Below are 19,598 nucleotides of genomic sequence, written 5' to 3'. Positions count from 1 at the left end.
CGGCCTTGATGCCCTTCGTGCCGTGCTCAGCAACTCGAAACGCAGCACTGGAAGGGCCTTCCCCGATTGCCTTGCCACTTTTGACCCCTAGAGAGAGGCTAGTGTTAACCCACAAATTACTTGAGATTAGTTTTTGACCCAAGGCACATCCTTATAAATAGGATCACCCTCGGGGTCAATCTCCTCTGGGGGAAGACGATTGTAGTATTTACCTTCGTAGTCGAGTAGCTTTAAGAACGTGAGTTCTATATACCATAGACCTAAAGCTATAATCGAATAGGCCACAGAGACATCTAGATTACGCGGGTCACCCCTCCCGTTGGGATGCATAATTCTGTTTCGAGTCTCAGATATTATTTCTGCTCCGCCCTTTTTAGTTTTTCCTTCCTTTAATTTCCCTGAGTGCCCCGAAGATTTAGCCTCGTCTTTCAAGTATTCTATCAGATTATATAAGGAGGAGGGAACATCATTTTTAATACCAACCCAAAATAAAAGGAGTCGAATTCTGTCATACGAGGGCATGTTAGAATATCCGTCTGCACTCACCATACCGCTGTGTTTAACTAATATCGACCAAGATAGGACCTCTAGTGCGAGATGTACATGGATTATTGCGGATGTCGGTGGTCTGTCAGGCTTTCTAGCTTCAACATACCAGTCTACTGCCGTCTCAATTGTAGACCTATAATCATCTTCACTATATAAATCACGAAAGCGCAGAAACATAGAACTCCAAGTTTCAAAATTGTAATCTATTAAAATCTCCTCGTGTCTAAGTAGTTTTTGCACCCTCTCTTGCTTAAAGTCAATCCATACTTTAACACCTTCACTGTTAAACCCAACAGGCAGAGCTGTCACCCAAGCTCCTCGTAGTATAGTGAACCAGCTTCTAACGATACCTAATATCTTCTGCGCTTCAAAAGGGCGGAAGACTTCCCCGTCTCGTTTTGTGACGCGTCCTATGTGTGTCACCACGTATCCGTTGTCAGGCATTCCACTTGAACCACCATAATATTCTCTGTCGGTCCTAAAAGTTATATGCCAATCGTCAGCGAGCAATTCGAAACCTCTATGGTATAACACCGAGTTTCCCTCATCATCAGTCTCAAAATCATTATTAAAAACATGCGGGAAGTTAATTTAATAGAATTCAGCATAACTCATCGTTAAGTCTTCTTTATCTCCAACATCCATAGTTGTCGACGTGAATTCAATATTCAAGCCAGAGCCAAAGATCTTTGGCAATCCTTCCAAATTTATTGCATAGCCTTTTTTACTTTTGTAGACTGAATGCATAGCCGAATGTACTATCCTATAAAATTTAAGATCATGGATATGTATGAAAAAATCTCTGATGTTGTCAAGAATTCCCTCTTCTGTTTCTATGAACAACCTTATGTGTCCACCGTAATCCCACGTCTGATAGATAATTACACTGACAGTCTTCCATTGACTGTTTGAGTATAGTGACCCAAACCCTTGCCATAGAACGATGTCCCCGGAATCTTGATCCTGTTTTTCAAGTAGCATATATACCTCCAGCAAAGCTCTCGATGCAGTGAAGCATAATCCCTGCTACCCTCTCCCCCGTGACCCGCACCGGCCTTTCCGACACCATCGCCGCCATCGCCACCGCTCCCGGCAGCGCGGGGGTGGGGATCGTGCGGGTGAGCGGGCCGGATGCGCTGAGCATCGCGGACGGCGTGTTCCGGGGCCGGGGCACACCGAGCCGCACCCGGGGGGGCCGCTTCCTGTCCGGGGCGCTGGTGGCCGGGGACGGCGAGCTGCTCGACGAGGGGCTGTGCTTGGTCTTCCGCGCGCCCCGCTCCTACACCGGCGAGGACGTGGCCGAACTCCAGACGCACGGCAGCCCGGCGGTGCTTTCGCGGGTGCTCTCGCGGGTACTGGAACTGGGCGCGCGCCCTGCCCGGCCCGGCGAGTTCACCCTGCGCGCCTACCTGGCCGGGCGGCTGGACCTCGCGCAGGCCGAGGCGGTGCTGGAACTGGTCAGCGCGGGCACCGACACGGCGCGGCGGCAGGCGGCGCTGGGGCTGTCGGGGGCGCTGGGGGCGCGGGTGGAGCGGGTCGCCTCGCACGTCACCCGCACGCTGGCCGCGATTCAGGCCTTGCTCGACTACCCCGAAGAGGGCGTGCCCGACGAGGACCGCGCCGTCCCCCTGGCCGCCGCCGAGGCCGAGCTGACGGCCCTGCTGGGCACCGCCCGCGCCGGGCAGGTCGCCACCCGGGGCGCGCGGCTGGCCCTGATCGGCCGCCCCAACGCGGGCAAGAGCAGCCTGCTCAACGCGCTGCTGGGCTACGAGCGCTCCATCGTGACGCCCCTGCCCGGCACCACCCGCGACTACCTGGAAGCGCAGCTCTCGCTGGCGGGCGTGCCCGTGACCCTGGTGGACACGGCGGGCCTGCGCGAGACAGCGGACGAGGTCGAGGCGGCCGGGGTGCGGCAGGCGGTGCGCCTCGCCGGGGGGGCCGATCTGGTGCTCGCGCTGGAGGACGGCAGCGTGGAGCGTGAGGCGCTGCCCGCCGAGTTGCCGCCGCAGGCACGGGTGTTGCGGGTGCGGACCAAGAGCGACCTCCCCGCCGCGTGGACCGACCCCACCACGCTGGCGGTGAGCGCGGTGACCGGGGAGGGCCTGCCCGGGTTGCGGGAAGCCCTGCACGCGGCCCTGCTCGGCGACGCGGCGCGCGGCGAGGCGTGGCTCACCACCGAGCGGCAGGTGGACGCGGCGCGGCGGGCGCTGGCGCACCTGCAAGCCGCCCGCTTCCTTCCCGACGACCTGGCCGGGTACGAGCTGGAAGAAGCCCTGCGCGCCCTGGCCGAGCTGACTGGCCGCGACGTGGCAGAGGACGTGGTGGACGCGGTGTTCCGCAACTTCTGCGTGGGGAAGTAGCGGCCAGCGGCCAGCTTCCACCGCCAGCAAAGGCGCCCCTCTCTCCGGGGAAGAGGGGGGGCGCGCGGCGCAGCAGCGGGGAGAGGGGTCAGCCCTGCCCGGTGTCCTCGGAGGTCTCGTCGCCGGGGATGGTGCTGGCGGGGTCGCTGGCGATCATGCTGCCCTGCGAGGCCACGTCCTGCTTGTCGAGGCCACGTTCCTCGAACTCGTCGGCGTTGCGGGCCTCGGCGCGGGCGTCCTTGAGGGCGTCGCGGCGCTCGTCGGTGCGGCCCATGAATTGCAGGTCCACGTTGCTGATCTCGTCCTCGGTCCTGGGCACGTCGGTGTGATCGTCACGCTGGGTCATGGCCCTACGCTAGCAGGGGCCTTTCAGGCGCGGCGTGAGCGTCCCTTTAGGCTTGGTTCCTGGCCGGGCCAGGCGGGCGCTTCAGGCCCCCAGCCGCAGCACGCTCTGGTTGCCGCGCAGCACGAACACCAGCACGCCCGCCCCCGCCAGGATGCCCGCCCGGCGCTCCAGGTCGCGCACCGTCTGCGGCGCCCCGACCCACTGGCGCCGGGGCGTCTCGCCGGATTCGAGGTAAAAGCCATCGGGAATCGCCACGATCACCACCCGGCTGGCCGAGGCCCGCGCCCGCATCGCCTGCTCGACCAGGGCGGGGCCGGCCGCCTGGGTCAGCACGATCAGGTTGCCGCCCGCGCGGGTGGGGGGCATCAGCGGGACTTCCGGCCGGGCCTCGGGCTGGGCGCGGGCCAGCAGGCTCAGGGCGGCGCGCAGGGCTTCCGGGGTGCGGCCCGTGGGGGTGGCGCCCGCCCGGGTCGCCACGCTGACCGGGAGGTCGAGCGCCAGCGCTTCCTGCACCAGACTGCTCGCCAGCCGCACGGCGCTGTCCACGTAGACCTCGCTGCCCTGGAGGTCCAGAAAGACGGTCACGCTGCTCGCGGCGGTGCGGTCGAGTTCGCGCACGGTGAGAGACCCCGTGCGCGCCGAGAGCCGCCAGTGGACCCGGCCCGGCGGGTCGCCCGGCAGGTAGGGCCGCGCCCCGCGCAGGCTGATGGGGTCTTCCAGGCCCAGTGTGCGCGACAGAGTCCCCTCGCTGAGCAGCGGGCGCAGCAGATCGGGCAGCACCAGCCCGTGCGTGCCGGGGTAGACCTCCAGGGAGCCGGGCACGCCCAGCGGCGCCGAGCGCCAGAACAGCCCCAGCGGATCGGCCCAGCGCAGCGTGCCGCCCGGCCAGGCGTGCTCGCCCCGGCGGTTGAGCAGCAGGGAGCCGTCAAGTTCGGTAACCGTGCGCCCCAGCGTCAGCCCGCCCACCGTCAGCACCTCGCTGGAGACGACCGTGAGCGGCGTGGGGTCCTCCACGGTCACCCGCAGGGGGCGCCGGGTGCGGATCTCGAGGCGGACGTGGTACGCAAGGCGGGTCCCCTCGAACCCCTGGGGCGCAAAGGTGCGGGTCAGCCGCACCTCTGGCGGGCGGCGCGACAGCAGCCAGGCCAGCCCGACCAGAAGCAGCAGGGCGGCCAGCACCAACCCCAGGGCCGCGAGGTTCAGACCGGCCCCGTTCAGAGGGGGGTCCCGGCGAGCGCGGCGGGGTCGGCGGGCACCGGCTCCTGGCGCAGCACCTCGGCCACCACGCTCTCGGGGGGCGTTCCGGCCAGCCGCGCCTCGATGCGCAGGTTGAGGCGGTGGGCCAGCACGCCGGGGGCGGCGGCCTTCACGTCGTCGGGAATCACGAAAGCCCGCCCCGACAGCGCCGCCAGCGCCTGCGCCACCCCCTGGAGGGCGAGGCTGGCGCGCGGCCCGGCTCCCAGCGCGACCTGCCCGTGCGAGCGCGTCCGCGCCCCCAGGCCCGCCATGTAGCGCCGCAGGTCGTCCGAGACGCGCACCCCGCGCACCGCCGCCCGCGCCGCCAGCAGGTCCCCGGGCGCGGCGACCGCCGTCAGCGTCTCGATGGGGTGGGCGCCCTGGAGCCGGGCGAGCATCTGCACCTCCTCGTCCAGCGTGGGGTAGCCCACCGAGAGCTTGAGCAGAAAGCGGTCGAGCTGCGCTTCGGGCAGGCGGTAGGTCCCCTCGTGCTCGATGGGATTCTGGGTGGCGATCACCACGAAGGGCGGGGCCAGGCGGTGCGTGACGCCCGACTCGGTGACCTGCCCCTCCCCCATCGCCTCCAGCAGCGCCGACTGGGTCTTGGGGGTGGCGCGGTTGATCTCGTCGGCGAGCAGCAGCCCGGTGAAGACCGGGCCGGGCACGAACTCGAACTCGCCGGTGGCCGGGCGGTACACGCTCACCCCCGTCACGTCACCCGGCAGCAGGTCGGGCGTGAACTGCACCCGCCGGAAGTCCAGGCCCAGGCTGGCGGCCAGCGCGCGGGCCAGCATGGTCTTGCCGGTGCCGGGGGCGTCTTCGAGCAGCAGGTGGCCTCCCGCCAGAATCCCGGCGAGGCTCAGGCGGGTCACGTCCGATTTGCCCACCAGCACGCGGGCCACGTTGGTCTCGACCGCCTGGGCGAAGCGCTGAACGGCCGACAGGTCGGGCGGGGGGAGATCAGGTGCAGAGGAGGATGGGGTCACGGGGTCTCGCTTTCGGGGAAGGAGGGAGGGGGGGCGGGAGGGCGGCCCGCGCCCAGGCGGCCGATCTCGCGGGCGGCGGCCTCGGCTTTCTCGGCGTCCTCGTCGGTCACGCGGCCCCCGTAGCGCACCGGGGCGTAGGCGGCGACCAGGGTGTCCAGCGCAGGGGCGAGGTCCGGCCGCGTGAGGGCCGCGCGGGCGGCGTGCTCGGCGGGCGTCTCGGAAAAAGCGCGGCCCAACCCCGCCGCCGCCAGACTCCCCTGCGCGGCGCGGTAGGCCAGGCGGACGCGGTGCAGCGCCCCCGGCGGCTCCGCCGGGAGGAGGCCGGGGGCCAGCACTCCGGCCTGTGCGGCGGCGCGGCGGGCACGCAGGCCGGTCCACAGCACCCCCAGGGCCAGCAGGGTAAAAAAGGCCAGCGCTAGCAGATTCAGCGCCGTGAGCGTCCCGCGCCACAGCGGCGGCAGCGCGCTCACGGCGGGGGAAGCGGCGGGCACCAGCGGCCCGCCCGCGCCCACCGCCACCCCGCCGCCCGGCCCTCCGGCGGCCCCTGCCCCAGAGCGCACCGCGAGGCCGAACAGCAGCAGCAAGACCGCCGTCAGCCCCAGCCCCAGCACGGCCGCCACCTCCCACCAGCGAACGGCCCTCCGCCCCCGCGCCCCCCGCTCCCGCAGACGCCAGGTGGTGAAAAGCAGCGCCCCGATCAGGAGCGCGGCGCCCAGTAGCGAGTACTCCGAGCCGGGCAGCACGTCACGGAGGTCCCCCGGCGGCGCGGGGGCGCTCGGCCGGGGCCGCTCGCCGCGCCCGGCGCCCGCCGACTCGCCCTCTCGCCCACCGGGGTCTGTCCCCGGTGGGCGGTCCTGCTGCGCCGCCGGGGCGGCCGGGGCAGACGCCACCCCAGCCGCCGGAGCCGGGGCCGCCCAGGAAAGGGCAGCGAGGCCCAGCAGCGCCCCCACTGCGGCGGCCGCGCCCGTCACGGCCAGCCCCGCCCGCCCGCCGCCCCCCAGCCGCCGGGCAGGGCTGTTCTCGCGCCCCACCGCGCCCAGCAGCGTGAGAACCAGCGCGAGCACACCCGCCGCCAGACCCAGCGGGGAGAGCGCCCCAGGCAGCAGGGCGCCGGGCAGCAGCAGCGCCGCCAGCCCGGCCGCGCCCCACCTGCGGTTGCCTCCCTCCAGCAGGGACACGCTCCAGTACACCAGCAGCGTCCCCGCGATCACCCGCGCAAAGGTCCAGACGAAGATCACGGCTCCCCCGGCTCCCCGCAGGTCCGGCAGCAGCAGCGCGAGGCCCAGGCCGCCTCCCAGCAGCAGCAGCGGCACCCGCACCAGCCGGGCCTCGCCCTCGTGGTGGGTCAGCGTCAGGGCCACCAAGAGGCCCAGCACCGCCCACCACGGCAGCCAGGACACCGCCACCAGCGGCGCAGCCAGCAGCAGCCACGAGCGGTCCGGGCGCCAGGGCCGCCGCGTGGGGGTCGGGGAGGCGGGGGTCACGGTCTCGATGCCGCTCAGCCTAGCGCAGCCCTGGCCGCAGCAACCCTGCATTCCCGGCACACGGCAAAACACCCCCGCCACGGGGACGGGGGTGCAGGGCGAGGGGGTCAGTCGAGGAAGTCGCGCAGCTTGCGGGTGCGGCTCTCGTGGTACTTGAGCTTGCGCAGCGCCTTGTTCTCGATCTGGCGGATGCGCTCGCGGGTCACGTTGAAGCGCTGGCCGACCTCCTCCAGCGTGTGCTCGCGGCCGTCCACCAGCCCCTTGCGGAACTTCAGGACCATCGCCTCGCGCTCGGTGAGCTTGGAGAGGGCCTTTTCCAGTTCCTCCGAGAGCAGCGTCTTGGCGGCATTGTCCACGGGCGAGTCGAGGTTCTCGTCGGGGATGAAGTCGCCGTAGAAGGAGTCCTTCTCGTCGCCGATGGGGGTTTCCAGCGACACCGGCTCCTGCGAGACCTTCTGCACTTCCTCGACCTTGTTGGCGTCCCAGCCGGGACCCATCGCCTCGGCGATCTCCTCGTAGGTGGCCTCGCGCGAGAGTTCCTGCTGAAGCTGCCGGGCGGTGCGGGTCAGCTTGTTGATGGTCTCGACCATGTGGACCGGAATACGGATGGTCCGGGCCTGGTCGGCAATCGCGCGGTTGATCGCCTGACGAATCCACCACGTCGCGTACGTGCTGAACTTGTAGCGGCGGCGGTACTCGAACTTCTCGACCGCGCGAATCAGGCCCTGGTTGCCCTCCTGGATCAGGTCGAGAAAACCCAAGCCGCGCCCGGTGTACTTCTTGGCGATGGACACCACGAGGCGCAGGTTGGCCTCGATCAGCCCCTGGCGGGCGGCGGCGCCGTCTTCCATCTGGCGCATCAGGCGGCGGCGGCCGCGGTCGTCGAGGTCGTCGCTGGCCTCGTCGAGGTTCTTGCGGGCTTCCTCGCCCTCCTCGATGCGGCGGGCGAGCGCGATCTCCTCTTCCAGGGTCAGCAGCGGCACCCGGCCGATCTCGTGGAGGTACTGCCGCACGGGGTCGTTGGACACGGCGCGCGGCATGTCGTCGAAGTATTTCTCCTCGTCGTCCTCCTGCGCGGCGGCGCCCGGCGCCGTGCCCCCCTCGGTCTCCTCCTCGGTGTCGTCGTCCTCGTCCTCGTCGAGGTCTTGCACCTCGATCTGCTGGGCGGCGAGGTAGAGCTGCATGTCCTCAAAGGCCTCGGCGCTCTCGGGGTCCAGGCCCGCAGCTTCCAGCGCGGCCGAGAGCGCGGCGGCGACCTCCTCGCTGGAAAGCACGCCCGCCGCCTTGCCCGCCTTGAGCAGTTCCTGGATGCTGGCGTGCGCGTAGTAGGGGCGGTCGGCGGTGCCGTTCGCCTTGGCGGCGGGTTTGGCCGCGCCTGCCCTGGCCGGAGCTGCCGCCTTGCGTGCGGGCGCGGCAGCCGGGGCTTCGGCCGGTCCAGCGGGGGCCGTCTCGGCGGGGACCGCCGCCTTGGCGGGCGCCTTGCGGGCCGCCGTCTTCTTGGGCGCGGCGCCGGCGCCGTCTGTCGCCGCGTCCAGGAAGGCGGCGTCTTCCGCCGGGGCCAGCTTGGGGGCCTTGGCTTTGGGGGCCGCCTTGGGCTTGGCCGCCGCGCCGCCTGCCGCCTGGGCGTCCGGGGTGCCTGCCGGGACCGCCTTGCTGCGGGTGCGGGGCTGGGCGGGGGTCTTGATCTTGTCGGCCGGGGCCTCGCCGGATGGCGGCGCCTCGGCCGTGACGGCGGCGCTGGGCGCGGAAGCCTTGCTGCGGGCGCGTGCTCGGGTGGGTTCTGCCATGCGTGCTCCTGTGGCGGTGTGGGCGCTCTGGGGCCGGGTGGGGCCGTGGGCGGGGGGCTGGGGTACCGGGAGGTTCTGAAGATCGGATACGGCGAAGGCTCGGACAGGGGGGGGCCGGACCAAGGGAGAGAGGCGCGCGCCGGGGCCGGAACGCGTCACTCTAGCAAAGACCCCTGCGCGATTTGAGCGCGCGGCACCCTCGCGGCGCTGCGGCGCGCGGCCACCGCCCCCGGGCGCCGGGGGAGAGGGCGGGGGAAAGACAGGTACGCCGTCCGGCCAGCGAAAGTTCCCGCCGGAAAGTTCCCGCCGGGTGGGCGCCCGGCCCGCTGGCGCACCGGAAGGCTCCAGCGGGGGTCTCCGGAACGTGGCCCCCCGGCACGCCCTCCCGGTATACTCCCCGGCTGTGACGCTGCCTTCCCCCGACGCCATCTCTCCGCTGGGCGTGCTGCCCCCGCCGGGGCCTTCGTGCGTGCATCTGCCGCTGGACGTGACCCCGCAGGACCTGGCGCGCTACGCGGTGGGGCTGGCCAACGCGCGGGGCGGCACCCTGCTGGTGGGCGGCGACGCTTCCAAGTCCCTGGGCAGCGGCGAGCGCGACGCGGGCGAGCTGCACCCCCTGATGGTCACCCACGCGATTTTCGAGCTGTCGGGCGGGCGGCTCACCGTGAACGTGCAGCACTGGCGCCAGCCGGGGGGCACGCGGGTGCTGGCGGTGTTCGTGCCGCAGGCCCCCTATGTCCTCGCCGCGCCCGACGGGGCGGTGCTCGCCTGGGACGGCCTGCACCTCGTGCCCGTCGCGCCCGCCGCCAGCGACCCCGCTCCGCAGCCCGACTACACGGCGGTCGTGCCTCCCGACGCCTCGCTGGCCGACCTCGATCCCCACGAGGTCGCCCGGCTGCGCGGGCTGGGGCAGCGCGGGGGCCTCTCGCACCTGCCGGACCTCGACTTCCTGCGCGAACTGGGCCTGCTGGTGCCCAGCGGGGGAGCGCTGCGGCCCACGCTGGCGGCGATCCTGCTGGCCGGGACCCCGGCGGCCCTGCGCGCGCATGTCCCGCAGGCCGAGCTGTGCTTTTACCACCACGCGGCGGGGGACGTGGAGTTCCAGTTTCGCGAGGACCTGCTGAGGCCCATCCCGGCGCTGCTGACCCGGCTGGCCGAGCTGATCCAGGCCAGGAACCGCTTCACGCCCGTGCAGGTGGGCCTGTTCCGCATCGAGGTCTGGGATCAGGACGAGGCCGTGTACCGCGAGGCCCTGCTCAACGCCCTGACCCACCGCGACTACACCCTGCGCGACGCCGTGCATGTCCACCACTACCCCGACCGGCTGGAGATCATGAATCCCGGCGGGCTGCCGGGCGGGATCACGCCGGGCAACATCCTGCGCCACCAGCCCAAGCGCCGCAATCCGCTGCTGGCCGAGGTGCTGGCCCGGCTGGGCCTGGTCGAGCGCGCGGGGGTCGGCGTGGACAAGATGTACGGGCTGATGCTGCGGCACGGCAAGGAACCGCCCGAGTACACGACCTACCCCGACGCGGTGACCCTGATCCTGCACTCGCCGGGCTTCGACGCCGACTTCGTGCGCTTCGTGGCCCGCAAGCAAGAGGAGATGCAGACCCTCTCCCTCGACATGCTGATCGTGCTCTCGCTGCTGGCGCGCGAGGGCGAAGCCACCCGCGCCCATCTCGCCCGCGCCCTGCAACTCGCCGAGGACCGCACGCCCCGGCTCCTGCGCGGCATGGAAGACCACGGCCTGATCGTGAAAGCGGGCCTGGGGCGCGGCATCGCCTACCAGCTCGCCGGGGAGGTGCGCCGGGCGCTGGGGAAACCAGAGCTGGGGAAGCCGGAGCCGAGCAAGTCCTGGCCGGAGCCTACCGGCGATCCCAATTTTGCGCCCGTCTCCCCCGCCGGGGCGGCCCCGGCCGCAAAGGCTCAGCCTCCGGCGCCCCCGCCCCCTCGCCCGGCGCGCGACCCCAGCGGCCCCACGCCCGCCGAGATCCGGGCGGTCGCGCTGGCGCTGGCCCGCGAACGGGGGCGGGTCCGCAACGTGGACCTGCGCGCCACCTGCGGCCTGAACACCCAGCAGGCCTGGCGGGTGCTGCGGCGCCTGGTGTTGGAAGGTCACCTCGTCAAACGCGGCAGCGGCACCCGCGACGCCGCCTACGAGCTGGGCACGGGCGCGGGCGGCGCGCATTGACACCCCCCCCTGCCCGGTGTAGCCTTTTTCATACTTACAAGGTGGACCGTGATCTGGAACCGCTTCCGTGAACGCGCGCCTCTCGCGGCGCTGGGCTGACCGGCAGGCGGGGACAGGCACCCAGGGGGATTCATGAAAACAGTCTTGACCACGCTCAGCCTCTCTCTTCTGTTCGCGGCGGCCAGCCAGAGCAGCGCCGTGACCCTGACCTTTGCCTGCGACAGCGTCGGGCAAGGCTACGACGAGTGCCAGAAGGGCGCCAACGCCTGGGCCAAGCAGACGGGCAACACGGTCCGGCTGGTGCAGGTGCCCAAGGAGACCGACCAGCGCCTCGCCCTGTACCAGCAGCAGCTGGGCGCGCGCTCGGCCGACGTGGACGTGTACATGATCGACGTGGTCTGGCCCGGCCTGGTCGGCCAGCACCTGCTCGACCTCAAGAAGTACATCCCCGCCGCCGAGGTCAACCGCCACTTCCCGGCCATCGTGCAGAACAACACGATTGGCGGCAAGCTGGTCGGGATGCCCTTTTTCACCGACGCGGGCGTGCTGTACTACCGCACCGATCTGCTGAAAAAGTACGGCTACAACGCCGCGCCCAAAACCTGGAACGAACTCGCCACCATGGCGCAAAAAATCCAGGCGGGCGAGCGCAAGAGCAACCCCCGTTTCGTGGGCTTTGTCTTCCAGGGCAAGAACTACGAGGGCCTGACCTGCGACGCGCTGGAATGGGTCTCCAGCTTCGGCGGCGGCAGCATCGTGGACAGCTCGGGCAAGGTCACCATCAACAACGCCAAAGCCGTGCAGGCACTTCAGGCGATCCAGGGCCTGGTCGGCACCGTCTCCCCCAGCGCCGTGACGACCTACGGCGAGGAAGAGGCGCGCAACGTCTGGCAGGCGGGCAACTCCGCGTTCATGCGCAACTGGCCCTACGCCTACTCGCTGGCGCAGGACCAGGGCAGCCCGATTCGCGGCAAGGTCGGCGTGGCCGCGCTGCCCGCAGGCCCCGGCGGCAAGCCCGCCGCGACGCTGGGCGGCTGGCAGCTCGCGGTGAACGCCTACTCCAAGAACCCCAAGGAAGCCGCCTCGCTGGTGCAGTACCTCACCAGCGTGCAGGAGCAAAAGCGCCGCGCCATCGAGGCGAGCTACAACCCCACCATCGCGTCGCTCTACAAGGACCCGGCGGTCCTCAAGGCCGTGCCCTTCTTCGGCAGCCTGTACGACGTGTTCACCAACGCGGTGGCGCGCCCCGCCACGGTCACGGGCAGCAAGTACAACCAGGTCAGTGACGCCTTCAGCACCGCCGTCTACAGCGTGCTGACCAAGAAGAGCGCCCCTGGCCCGGCCCTCAAGACCCTCGAAGGCCAGCTCAACCGCATCAAGGGTCGCGGCTGGTAAAGCGCTGCGGGGGCCGCGCCGCTCTCTCCCGCGTGGCCCCGCCCCGCCCGAGTGCCCCTGTCAGAAGGGGCACTTTTCGTTCTTCTGCTTCCTGGAGGCCTTTGCCATGACCACCACGCCCACTTCCGCCCGGCCCGCCGCCCGGCGCACGCGCGGCCTGCAGGCCAGCCGCACCCGCGTGGCCCTGTTGCTGCTGATCCCCATGCTGCTGGTGCTGGCGGCCGTGGCCGGGTATCCGCTGCTGCGGACCATCTACCTGTCGTTTACCGAGTACAACATCTTGCAGGACCCGGCGCCCAAATGGATCGGCCTGGGCAACTACTGGTTCACGACCGAAGACGGCGTGGGGCTGGGCGTGCTCCAGATTCCCGAGTGGTGGCAGTCGGTGTGGAACACGGTCAAGTTCACGGTGGGCAGCGTGCTGCTCGAAACCGTGCTGGGGCTGGCCTTCGCCTTGATCATCAACTCCAAGATCCGGGGCCGGGGGCTGCTGCGCACCGCCATTCTGGTGCCGTGGGCGATTCCCACCGTGGTCAGCGCGCAGATGTGGAACTGGATGTACAACGATTCGTTCGGCATCCTGTCGCAGTGGGGCCGCAACCTGGGCCTGCTGCAAGCGGGCGAGTCCTTTCTGAGCAACCCCGACACGGCGCTGGCCGCGCTGGTGGCGGTGGACGTGTGGAAAACCACACCCTTCATGGCGCTGCTGCTGCTGGCGGGCCTCCAGACCATTCCCAGCGACATGTACGAGGCCGCCGACGTGGACGGCGCCTCGCCCTGGACGCAGTTCTGGCGGCTGACCCTGCCGCTGCTGACCCCGGCCCTCCTGGTCGCCTTGATCTTCCGCACGCTGGACGCGCTGCGGGTCTTCGACATGCCCTTTATCGTGAAAGGGAACGCCCCGGAGACGATCACCATGAGCATCTATGCCCGCCAGGAGCTGATTCTGAACTCGCAGTTCGGGTTCGGGAGCGCGATCAGCGTCTTGATCTTTCTGATCATCATGGTCTTCACGGCGATCTACGTGACCAGCCTGCGCGTGAAGTTCGACTGAAAGGGGCGTGACCATGAACTCGAAAAACCCGGTCGTGCGCACCGTCACGCTGCTCGCCTTCTGGCTGGTCGTGGCCGTGGTGCTGTTTTACGTGCTGTTCCCCTTCTACTGGGCGCTGAAGACCAGCTTCACCGGCCCCGCGCGGCTTTCCACCGAGGCGCTCCAGTGGCTGCCCAGCGTGCCGACCTGGCAGAACTTCCGCGACGTGTTCGCCGGGCAGCCGTTCGGGCGCAACCTCTTCAACAGCGTGATGGTCGCCACCGGCACCGTGCTGCTGAGCCTGATCCTCTCGCTGCTGGCGGCCTACGCGCTGGGCAAGTTCCGCTTCCGGGGCAAGGCGGTGCTGATGTACATCATCCTGGCGGTCAGCGTGTTCCCGCAGATCGCGGTGCTCTCGGGGCTGTACACCATGATCCAGTCGTTCAGCCTCTACAACACCTGGGGCGGCTTGATTCTGTCGTACATGATCTTCACGCTGCCCTTCACGGTGTGGACGCTGACCGCCTTCGTGCGCGAGATTCCCACCGAGCTGGAGGAAGCCGCATACGTGGACGGCGCCTCGCCCCTCCAGACGCTCTTCCGGGTGCTGCTGCCGGTGATGACGCCCGCGCTGGTCACGACCGGGCTGCTGGCCTTTATCAACGCCTGGAACGAGTACCTTTTCGCGCTGACCTTCACCTCGGACAACTCGGCCCGCACGGTGCCGGTGTCCATCGCCAACTTCAGCGGCGCGACCCAGTTCGAAAACCCCTTCGGGCAGATCATGGCCGCCAGCGTGATCGTGACGGTGCCGCTGATCATCCTGGTGCTGGTGTTCCAGCGCAACATCGTTTCCGGTCTGACCGCCGGAGCGGTCAAGGGCTGAGGAGCTGCCGAGGACAAGAGGGCCGCCTCCGTGGGGGGCGGTTTCTTCTGGCTATCCAGCGACCGGCGAACTCTTGCTGGAAGCTGGCGGCGGGCCGCTTCCCTTACGGCAGCAGCGGATACAGGTCCACCCGCGCGCCGGGACGCACGTCCTCGCGGGCGGCGATGCTCACGGCGGCGCTGGAGCCGCTGCGGGCGCCCAGGCGGGTCAGCAGGTCCACGAATTCGTTCACGTCGAGGCCCTGGTGGGCGATGTACTCGCCCGGCACGCCGCGCAGGGTGAGGTCAGACACCGCGCCCTGCACCAGATTTTCGATCTGGCTCTGGAGAGACTGGGTGTCGCCGCCCAGCACGACGGTGGCGCGGCGGATGGGCTGTCCGGCCCGGTACAGCACGCTGTTGGGCCGGGCCTCGCAGGCGAGGTCCACCGGAAGGCCGACCACCGCGTTGCTCGCGGCGCGGCACTGCACGAAAGCGCTGGTGTTCAGCGCCCGCAGCCGGGTTTCCAGCGTGGCGCGGGCAGAAGCCCCCAGCCGGGCGGGGGGCGTGCCCCGGGCGCCCCGGTTGCTGGCGGCGGCGGCGGCCCCCTGAAGGAAGGTGTCGAGGCTGCGCACCCCCGGCACGACGCCCGCGTAGACCAGACTGCTCTTGGGAAACGCCAGGTCGGCGCTGCGGCTGGCGCTCAGCTCGGTGCGGGCGCTGGAATACTCGTCTTGCAGCTTGCCCAGGCTGTCGCGGGTACTGGCGAGGTCGCGGGCCAGCGCCCCGTTGGCGGCGCGCAGGTCGGCCTGCTGGGCACGCAGCGCGGCGAGGTCGGCCCGGCCCCGCGCGAGGTCGCGGGCGGCCGCGTCGCGCTCGCGGGCCAGCTGGTCGCGGGCCTGGGCGGCGGCGTCGCGTTCGCGGGCCAGCCGGTCGCGCTCCTGGGCGGCCAGGTCGCGCTCACGGACGGCCGCGTCGCGGGCGCGCGTGGCGGCGTCACGCTGCCCAGCGGCGGCGTTGCGCTCGGCGCGCAGCTGGTCGCGCGAGGCGATCAGGCGGCCGCGCTCGGCGGCCAGGCGGTCGCGGTCGAGCTGCGCCGAGAGGCGCTCGGCCTGGGCCTGGGCACTGTCGGCCAGGGCGGCGTTGCGGGCCGTCTGGGCCGCGTCGCGTTCCCGGGCGAGGCGCTGGCGCTGCGTTTCCAGGGCCTCCACCTGGGCTTCGAGCCGCGTGGCCCGGGCCTGGGCCTGCTCGGCGCGCGTCAAGGCCGCCCCCGCGCGGGCCTGCGCCTGGGTGGCCGCCGCCTCGGCCTGCGCCGCGCGGGTGTCGAGCGTGGCGACCTCTCCCGCCAGCGCCTGCACGCGGGCGTCAAGGTCGCGGGCCTCCCGGCGGCTCTGCGCCAGCGCCTCCTCCGAGGCGTTCAGGCGGGCGCGGCTCTGCTCGGCGCGGGCTTGCAGGGTGCGCTGGAGGGCCGTCAGCTCGGTCACGCGGGCCTGAAGCTGCCCCGCCTGTGCCCGGGCGCTGGCCCGCTCCCGCTGCGCCTGCTGGGTCGCCGTCTGGGCCACCTGCAACGACGCCTCGGCCTGCGCCAGCCCCGCCTGAGCTTTTTCACGTTCCTGGCGCAGGCGCTCGGCCTCGCGGCGGGCGGTGTCGCGCTCCTGCTGGGCGGCGGCGAGGTCCTCTTGCACCGCGCCCACCTCCTCGCGCAGCGCGGTGATCTGGGGCCGCAATTGATCGGCCTGCGCGATGGTGTTCACGGCGCTGCGGTTGAGCAGCAAGAAGGCGGCCAGGCTCGCCGCGCTGATCCCCATGCCCGAGAGCACTGCGACCAGCAGCGCCGTGCTCTTGGGCCGCAGCCCGAAGAGGCGCAGGTGTTTGCGCCCCACCTTGCGGGCGATGGTGTCGGCGGAGTACGCCACCACGCCCGCAAGCAACACCACGAACGGCAGAAAAAGCCACAGCACGCGCCCCCGCCCCCCTTACAGCTCGAAATCGTCGCCGAGGTAGTGGCGGCGGGCGTCTTCGTCGGCGGCGAATTCGGCGGGGGTACCCTGGAACTTCACTTCCCCGTCGAACATCAGGTACACCCGGTCGGTCAGGGCGATGGTCTCGCGCACGTTGTGGTCGGTGATAAAGACGCCGATGCCCCGGCGGTCGCGCAGCTCGCGGATCAGGCGCTGAATCTCGCGGATGCTCTTGGGGTCCACGCCGGTAAACGGCTCGTCGAGCAGCAGGTAGTCGGGGTCGGTGGTGAGCGCCCGGGCGAGTTCCAGCCGCCGCCGCTCGCCGCCGGAGAGCTGGTAGGCGTAGCTGTGGCTCAGATGCGTCAGGCCGAACTCGGCCAGCAGCGCGTCGGCGCGGGCTTCCTGCTCGGCGCGGGGCAGCCCCTGATATTCAAGGATGGCGAGGAGGTTGTCCCGCGCGGTGAGTTTGCGAAAGGCGCTGGGTTCCTGCGGCAGGTAGCCCAGCCCCAGCCGCGCCCGCTCGTGCATGGGCAGCCGGGTCACGTCGCGCTTCCCCAGCAGAATGCGCCCGCCCCCGGGCCGGATAAAGCCCACCAGCATGTAGAAGGTGGTCGTCTTGCCTGCCCCGTTCGGCCCGAAGAGGGCTACGATCTCGCCGGGCCGCACCGTGAAGTCCACCCCGCGCACCACCGCCCGGCGCCCATAGCTCTTGCCCAGGCCCAGCGCCGTCAGTTCGGGGCGCCCAGAAGCGTGCAGGACGGGGGTGGAGACGGGCGCGGTCACGTCTGCGAGCGTAGCACGGCCCTTCCGGGAGGCGGGGTGAGGGAGCCGACGAAGGTCGGGGCGGAGAGAGCAGAGCGGCAAACCCAGTCTCTCGACCATTCTCAGAGCGCCAGCCTCATTACCCACTGCGGTCCTTTGCCTCCCTGGCGTTCAGCAACAGTGGCGAATCCGGCGCGCTCGTAAACCCGCCGGGCGCGCTCATTGCGCTGATTGACCACGAGAAGGACGTGTTGAGCATCCGGGAAAGCCCGCCGAACGAACGCGGGCAGCGCCTGCATCGCCCGGGTGCCGATGCCCCGGCCTTGGGTGCGTTCATCGACGCTCAACGCCCCAAGCGCGACTCCGGCCGGGTCAGGCTCAGGCAGATATTTGTCCCGGTGAGGCCCGACAGACAGGACAAAGAAGCCGACAGGCTGTCCCCCCTCTGTGATCACGACCGGCATCCTCTGGCGGTCCTCTGCCACATTCACCAGCACCTCTCCGGGCAGCGCCGTGAATTCCTGCTGTTCGTCTGGGAGCTTCAAAGCGTGCAGCTCTGCGGTGTACCTGGGGTCATATCTCTCCAGACGAACCATCCGCCCAGTCTAGCCAGGGCCGCCCCTCCCCCGCCCCGCCTTACACTGACCCCATGTTGTTGACGATCATCGTGCTCGATTCGGTGGGCGTGGGCGAGCTGCCCGACGCGGCGGCCTTCGGGGACGCGGGCGCCCATACGCTCAACCACACCCTCGCGGCGGCCCCGGTGCATCTCCCCAACCTCGCGCGGCTGGGCCTCTCGCGAATTCCCACCGTGCAGACCTCGCCGGGGACGGTCCCGGCGGGCGAGGTGACGGGCGCTTACGGGCGGATGCGCGAGGTCAGCCCCGGCAAGGACACCTCGACCGGGCACTGGGAGTTCATGGGAGTGCAGCTCGAGCACGCCTTTCAGGTCTTTCCCGAGGGCTTTCCGCCCGCCGTGATGGACCGCTTCGACGCTTTGATCGGGCGCGGGCACCTGTGCAACAAGCCCTACAGCGGCACCGACGTGATTCGGGACTACGGCGAGGAACACCTCCGCACCGGCTTTCCCATCGTGTACACCAGCGCCGACAGCGTGTTCCAGATCGCCGCGCACGAGGACGTGGTGCCGCTGGAGACGCTGTACGCGTGGTGCCAGGCCGCCCGCGAGATTCTGCAAGGCGAGTACGCGGTCGCGCGGGTGATCGCCCGGCCTTTCCGGGGGGACTTCCCCTTCGAGCGGGCGAACGAGCACCGCAAGGACTATTCGCTCACGCCCCCGCGCACGGTGCTGGACGCGCTGAAGGAGGCGGGCCGCGACGTGGTGGGCATCGGCAAGATTCCCGACATCTACGCGCACCAGGGCTTCACCGAGGAGATTCACACCGACAACAACGCCGACGGCATCCAGAAGACACTCGCGCGGATGCGGCGGGGCGGTCAGGGGCTGATCTTCACCAACCTCGTGGACTTCGACGCCAAGTTCGGCCACCGCCGCGACCCCGCCGGGTACAGCGCGGCGCTTGCCCAGTTCGACGCGGCGCTGCCCGACCTGCTGGCCGCCGTGCCGGAGGGCGGAGCGCTGATCCTGGTGTCCGACCACGGCAACGACCCCACCTGGCCCGGCACCGACCACACCCGCGAGCACGGCCTGCTGCTGGGCTGGCGGCCGGGGCTGGAGGGCGCCGTGGACCTGGGCGAGCGCGCCACCTTCGCGGACCTGGGCGCCACCGCCGCCGACGCGCTGGGCGCCAGCTGGGACGGGCCAGGCGAGAGCTTCTGGCCCCGGCTGGCATGACCGTCCCCGACGGGACCGACTGGGACGGGGCCACCCGGAGCGGGGCCGACCCCGGCGGCGCCCCCGGGGCTTCCAATGCGGCGCCCGACTTCCGTCTTCAGCCGGAAGCCTTCAGCCTGACGCTGGGGCTGGGCGGGCGCTACGCGGGGCAGCAGGAGTGGACCGTTCACGCCGAGCGCGGCGCGCTGGTCGCGCGGGTGCAGACGGATTTCGGCGGGGTGCTGCCCGAGCTGCGGCGGGTGCAGACCAGCCGCCTGCATCCCCGCAGCCTGACCAGCCTCTCGTACAGCGAGGGCGACGGCCAGGGCCGGGCCAGTTTCGAGACGACCTTCGACCGCCGCGCGGGGCTGGTCACGCTGCGGCAGGGCCGCGACGAGGCCGCCGCGCCGCTGACCACCGACCACCACGACCCCGTCTCGCTGCTGCTGTGGCTGCGGACCCTGGCCGGCGGGGCAGAGGCCGACCCCGGGCTGCCCGCTGCGCCCCTGCCCGCAGCGCCGCTCCTCAGCGCCCAGCTCGCCGGGGGCCGCGTGCGGGTGCAGCGCCTGCCGGACGGCGAGGTGGGCGGCGTGCCCGCCCACGCCTACTTCCTGCGGCCCGGCGGCGCCTACGTGTACGTCGAGCAGGCCGCGCCCCACAGGCTGCTGCGCCTGATTCAGCCCACCGACTTCGGCCCGGTCGAGGCGACCCTCCAGCCCACGCGCAGGCCGCAGCCTGAGCGGCGACGGCGGCGGGCGGGCTAGGCTTTTCTCCGCCTCCGGCCGCCCCGGCCCCGGCCAGCCCCGCCACGGCCGCCTTTCCGTTTCAAATCGACTCACAGCGGCG

General features: G+C 70.1%; 16 protein-coding genes. 7 read left to right on the top strand and 9 right to left on the bottom strand.

Annotated features, from left to right (window positions below):
* Positions 1 to 126 precede the first annotated feature (126 nt).
* A complete protein-coding gene (locus tag HNQ09_RS14595) occupies positions 127 to 1,140 on the bottom strand; it encodes a YopA family protein (protein WP_484482068.1) in 1,014 nt (337 codons plus the stop codon).
* 449 nt (positions 1,141 to 1,589) lie between these two features.
* Here HNQ09_RS14595 and mnmE point away from each other — a divergent pair, with 449 nt between their 5' ends.
* The gene (gene mnmE, locus HNQ09_RS14590; RefSeq protein ID WP_184030757.1) at positions 1,590 to 2,909 is read left to right on the top strand and encodes a tRNA uridine-5-carboxymethylaminomethyl(34) synthesis GTPase MnmE; all 1,320 of its coding nucleotides are present in this window, start codon (positions 1,590 to 1,592) and stop codon (positions 2,907 to 2,909) included.
* Between the two features lie 88 nt (positions 2,910 to 2,997).
* On the opposite strand, the gene HNQ09_RS14585 is transcribed toward mnmE, so the two are convergent.
* The 5 genes from HNQ09_RS14585 to rpoD form a co-directional block, all read right to left on the bottom strand.
* The gene (locus tag HNQ09_RS14585) at positions 2,998 to 3,255 is read right to left on the bottom strand and encodes an M-like protein (protein WP_184030755.1); all 258 of its coding nucleotides are present in this window, start codon (positions 3,253 to 3,255) and stop codon (positions 2,998 to 3,000) included.
* 81 nt (positions 3,256 to 3,336) lie between these two features.
* Positions 3,337 to 4,431 carry a DUF58 domain-containing protein gene (locus HNQ09_RS14580; RefSeq protein WP_246363389.1) on the bottom strand — a complete coding sequence of 365 codons (1,095 nt, stop codon included), beginning with the start codon at positions 4,429 to 4,431 and terminating at the stop codon, positions 3,337 to 3,339.
* 38 nt (positions 4,432 to 4,469) lie between these two features.
* Complete coding sequence (locus tag HNQ09_RS14575) at positions 4,470 to 5,435, bottom strand: AAA family ATPase (RefSeq protein WP_221269874.1); 966 nt, start codon at positions 5,433 to 5,435, stop codon at positions 4,470 to 4,472.
* A 38-nt stretch (positions 5,436 to 5,473) separates the two neighbouring features.
* The gene (locus HNQ09_RS14570) at positions 5,474 to 6,961 is read right to left on the bottom strand and encodes a DUF4129 domain-containing protein (protein ID WP_184030752.1); all 1,488 of its coding nucleotides are present in this window, start codon (positions 6,959 to 6,961) and stop codon (positions 5,474 to 5,476) included.
* A gap of 107 nt (positions 6,962 to 7,068) precedes the next feature.
* A complete protein-coding gene (gene rpoD / locus HNQ09_RS14565; RefSeq protein WP_184030750.1) occupies positions 7,069 to 8,748 on the bottom strand; it encodes an RNA polymerase sigma factor RpoD in 1,680 nt (559 codons plus the stop codon).
* A gap of 403 nt (positions 8,749 to 9,151) precedes the next feature.
* On the opposite strand from rpoD, the gene HNQ09_RS14560 reads away from it, so the two are divergent.
* The 4 genes from HNQ09_RS14560 (at position 9,152) to HNQ09_RS14545 (ending at position 14,256) form a co-directional block, all read left to right on the top strand.
* The gene (locus tag HNQ09_RS14560) at positions 9,152 to 10,942 is read left to right on the top strand and encodes an ATP-binding protein (protein ID WP_184030748.1); all 1,791 of its coding nucleotides are present in this window, start codon (positions 9,152 to 9,154) and stop codon (positions 10,940 to 10,942) included.
* Between the two features lie 132 nt (positions 10,943 to 11,074).
* Positions 11,075 to 12,337, top strand: coding sequence for an ABC transporter substrate-binding protein (locus tag HNQ09_RS14555; protein ID WP_184030746.1), 1,263 nt, complete (start codon positions 11,075 to 11,077; stop codon positions 12,335 to 12,337).
* A gap of 106 nt (positions 12,338 to 12,443) precedes the next feature.
* Positions 12,444 to 13,391 carry a carbohydrate ABC transporter permease gene (locus HNQ09_RS14550; RefSeq protein WP_184030743.1) on the top strand — a complete coding sequence of 316 codons (948 nt, stop codon included), beginning with the start codon at positions 12,444 to 12,446 and terminating at the stop codon, positions 13,389 to 13,391.
* A 13-nt stretch (positions 13,392 to 13,404) separates the two neighbouring features.
* The gene (locus HNQ09_RS14545) at positions 13,405 to 14,256 is read left to right on the top strand and encodes a carbohydrate ABC transporter permease (RefSeq protein ID WP_184030782.1); all 852 of its coding nucleotides are present in this window, start codon (positions 13,405 to 13,407) and stop codon (positions 14,254 to 14,256) included.
* Between the two features lie 103 nt (positions 14,257 to 14,359).
* Here HNQ09_RS14545 and HNQ09_RS14540 read toward each other — a convergent pair whose 3' ends face one another.
* The 3 genes from HNQ09_RS14540 to HNQ09_RS14530 all read right to left on the bottom strand — a co-directional run bounded on the left by HNQ09_RS14540 (position 14,360) and on the right by HNQ09_RS14530 (position 17,553).
* On the bottom strand, positions 14,360 to 16,195 hold the full coding sequence (locus HNQ09_RS14540; RefSeq protein ID WP_184030741.1) for a DUF3084 domain-containing protein: 1,836 nt from the start codon (positions 16,193 to 16,195) through the stop codon (positions 14,360 to 14,362).
* 15 nt (positions 16,196 to 16,210) lie between these two features.
* On the bottom strand, positions 16,211 to 16,978 hold the full coding sequence (lptB, locus tag HNQ09_RS14535) for an LPS export ABC transporter ATP-binding protein (protein WP_184030739.1): 768 nt from the start codon (positions 16,976 to 16,978) through the stop codon (positions 16,211 to 16,213).
* Between the two features lie 101 nt (positions 16,979 to 17,079).
* Positions 17,080 to 17,553 (bottom strand): GNAT family N-acetyltransferase, encoded by a 474-nt coding sequence (locus HNQ09_RS14530; protein ID WP_184030737.1) that lies wholly within the window; start codon positions 17,551 to 17,553, stop codon positions 17,080 to 17,082.
* Positions 17,554 to 17,606: 53 nt separating this feature from the next.
* On the opposite strand from HNQ09_RS14530, the gene HNQ09_RS14525 reads away from it, so the two are divergent.
* Both HNQ09_RS14525 and HNQ09_RS14520 read left to right on the top strand, forming a co-directional pair.
* Positions 17,607 to 18,773, top strand: coding sequence for a phosphopentomutase (locus tag HNQ09_RS14525; RefSeq protein ID WP_184030735.1), 1,167 nt, complete (start codon positions 17,607 to 17,609; stop codon positions 18,771 to 18,773).
* Entirely contained in the window at positions 18,770 to 19,516 is a 747-nt protein-coding gene (locus tag HNQ09_RS14520) for a hypothetical protein (protein WP_343057836.1), read from the top strand. Before HNQ09_RS14525 ends, HNQ09_RS14520 begins: the two co-directional genes overlap by 4 nt.
* Positions 19,517 to 19,598 lie beyond the last annotated feature (82 nt).

Source organism: Deinococcus budaensis (assembly GCF_014201885.1).
Classification (GTDB): Bacteria; Deinococcota; Deinococci; order Deinococcales; family Deinococcaceae; genus Deinococcus; species Deinococcus budaensis.
Note: the sequence above shows the minus strand (reverse complement) of the source record. Positions and strands in the feature narration are given on the sequence as shown.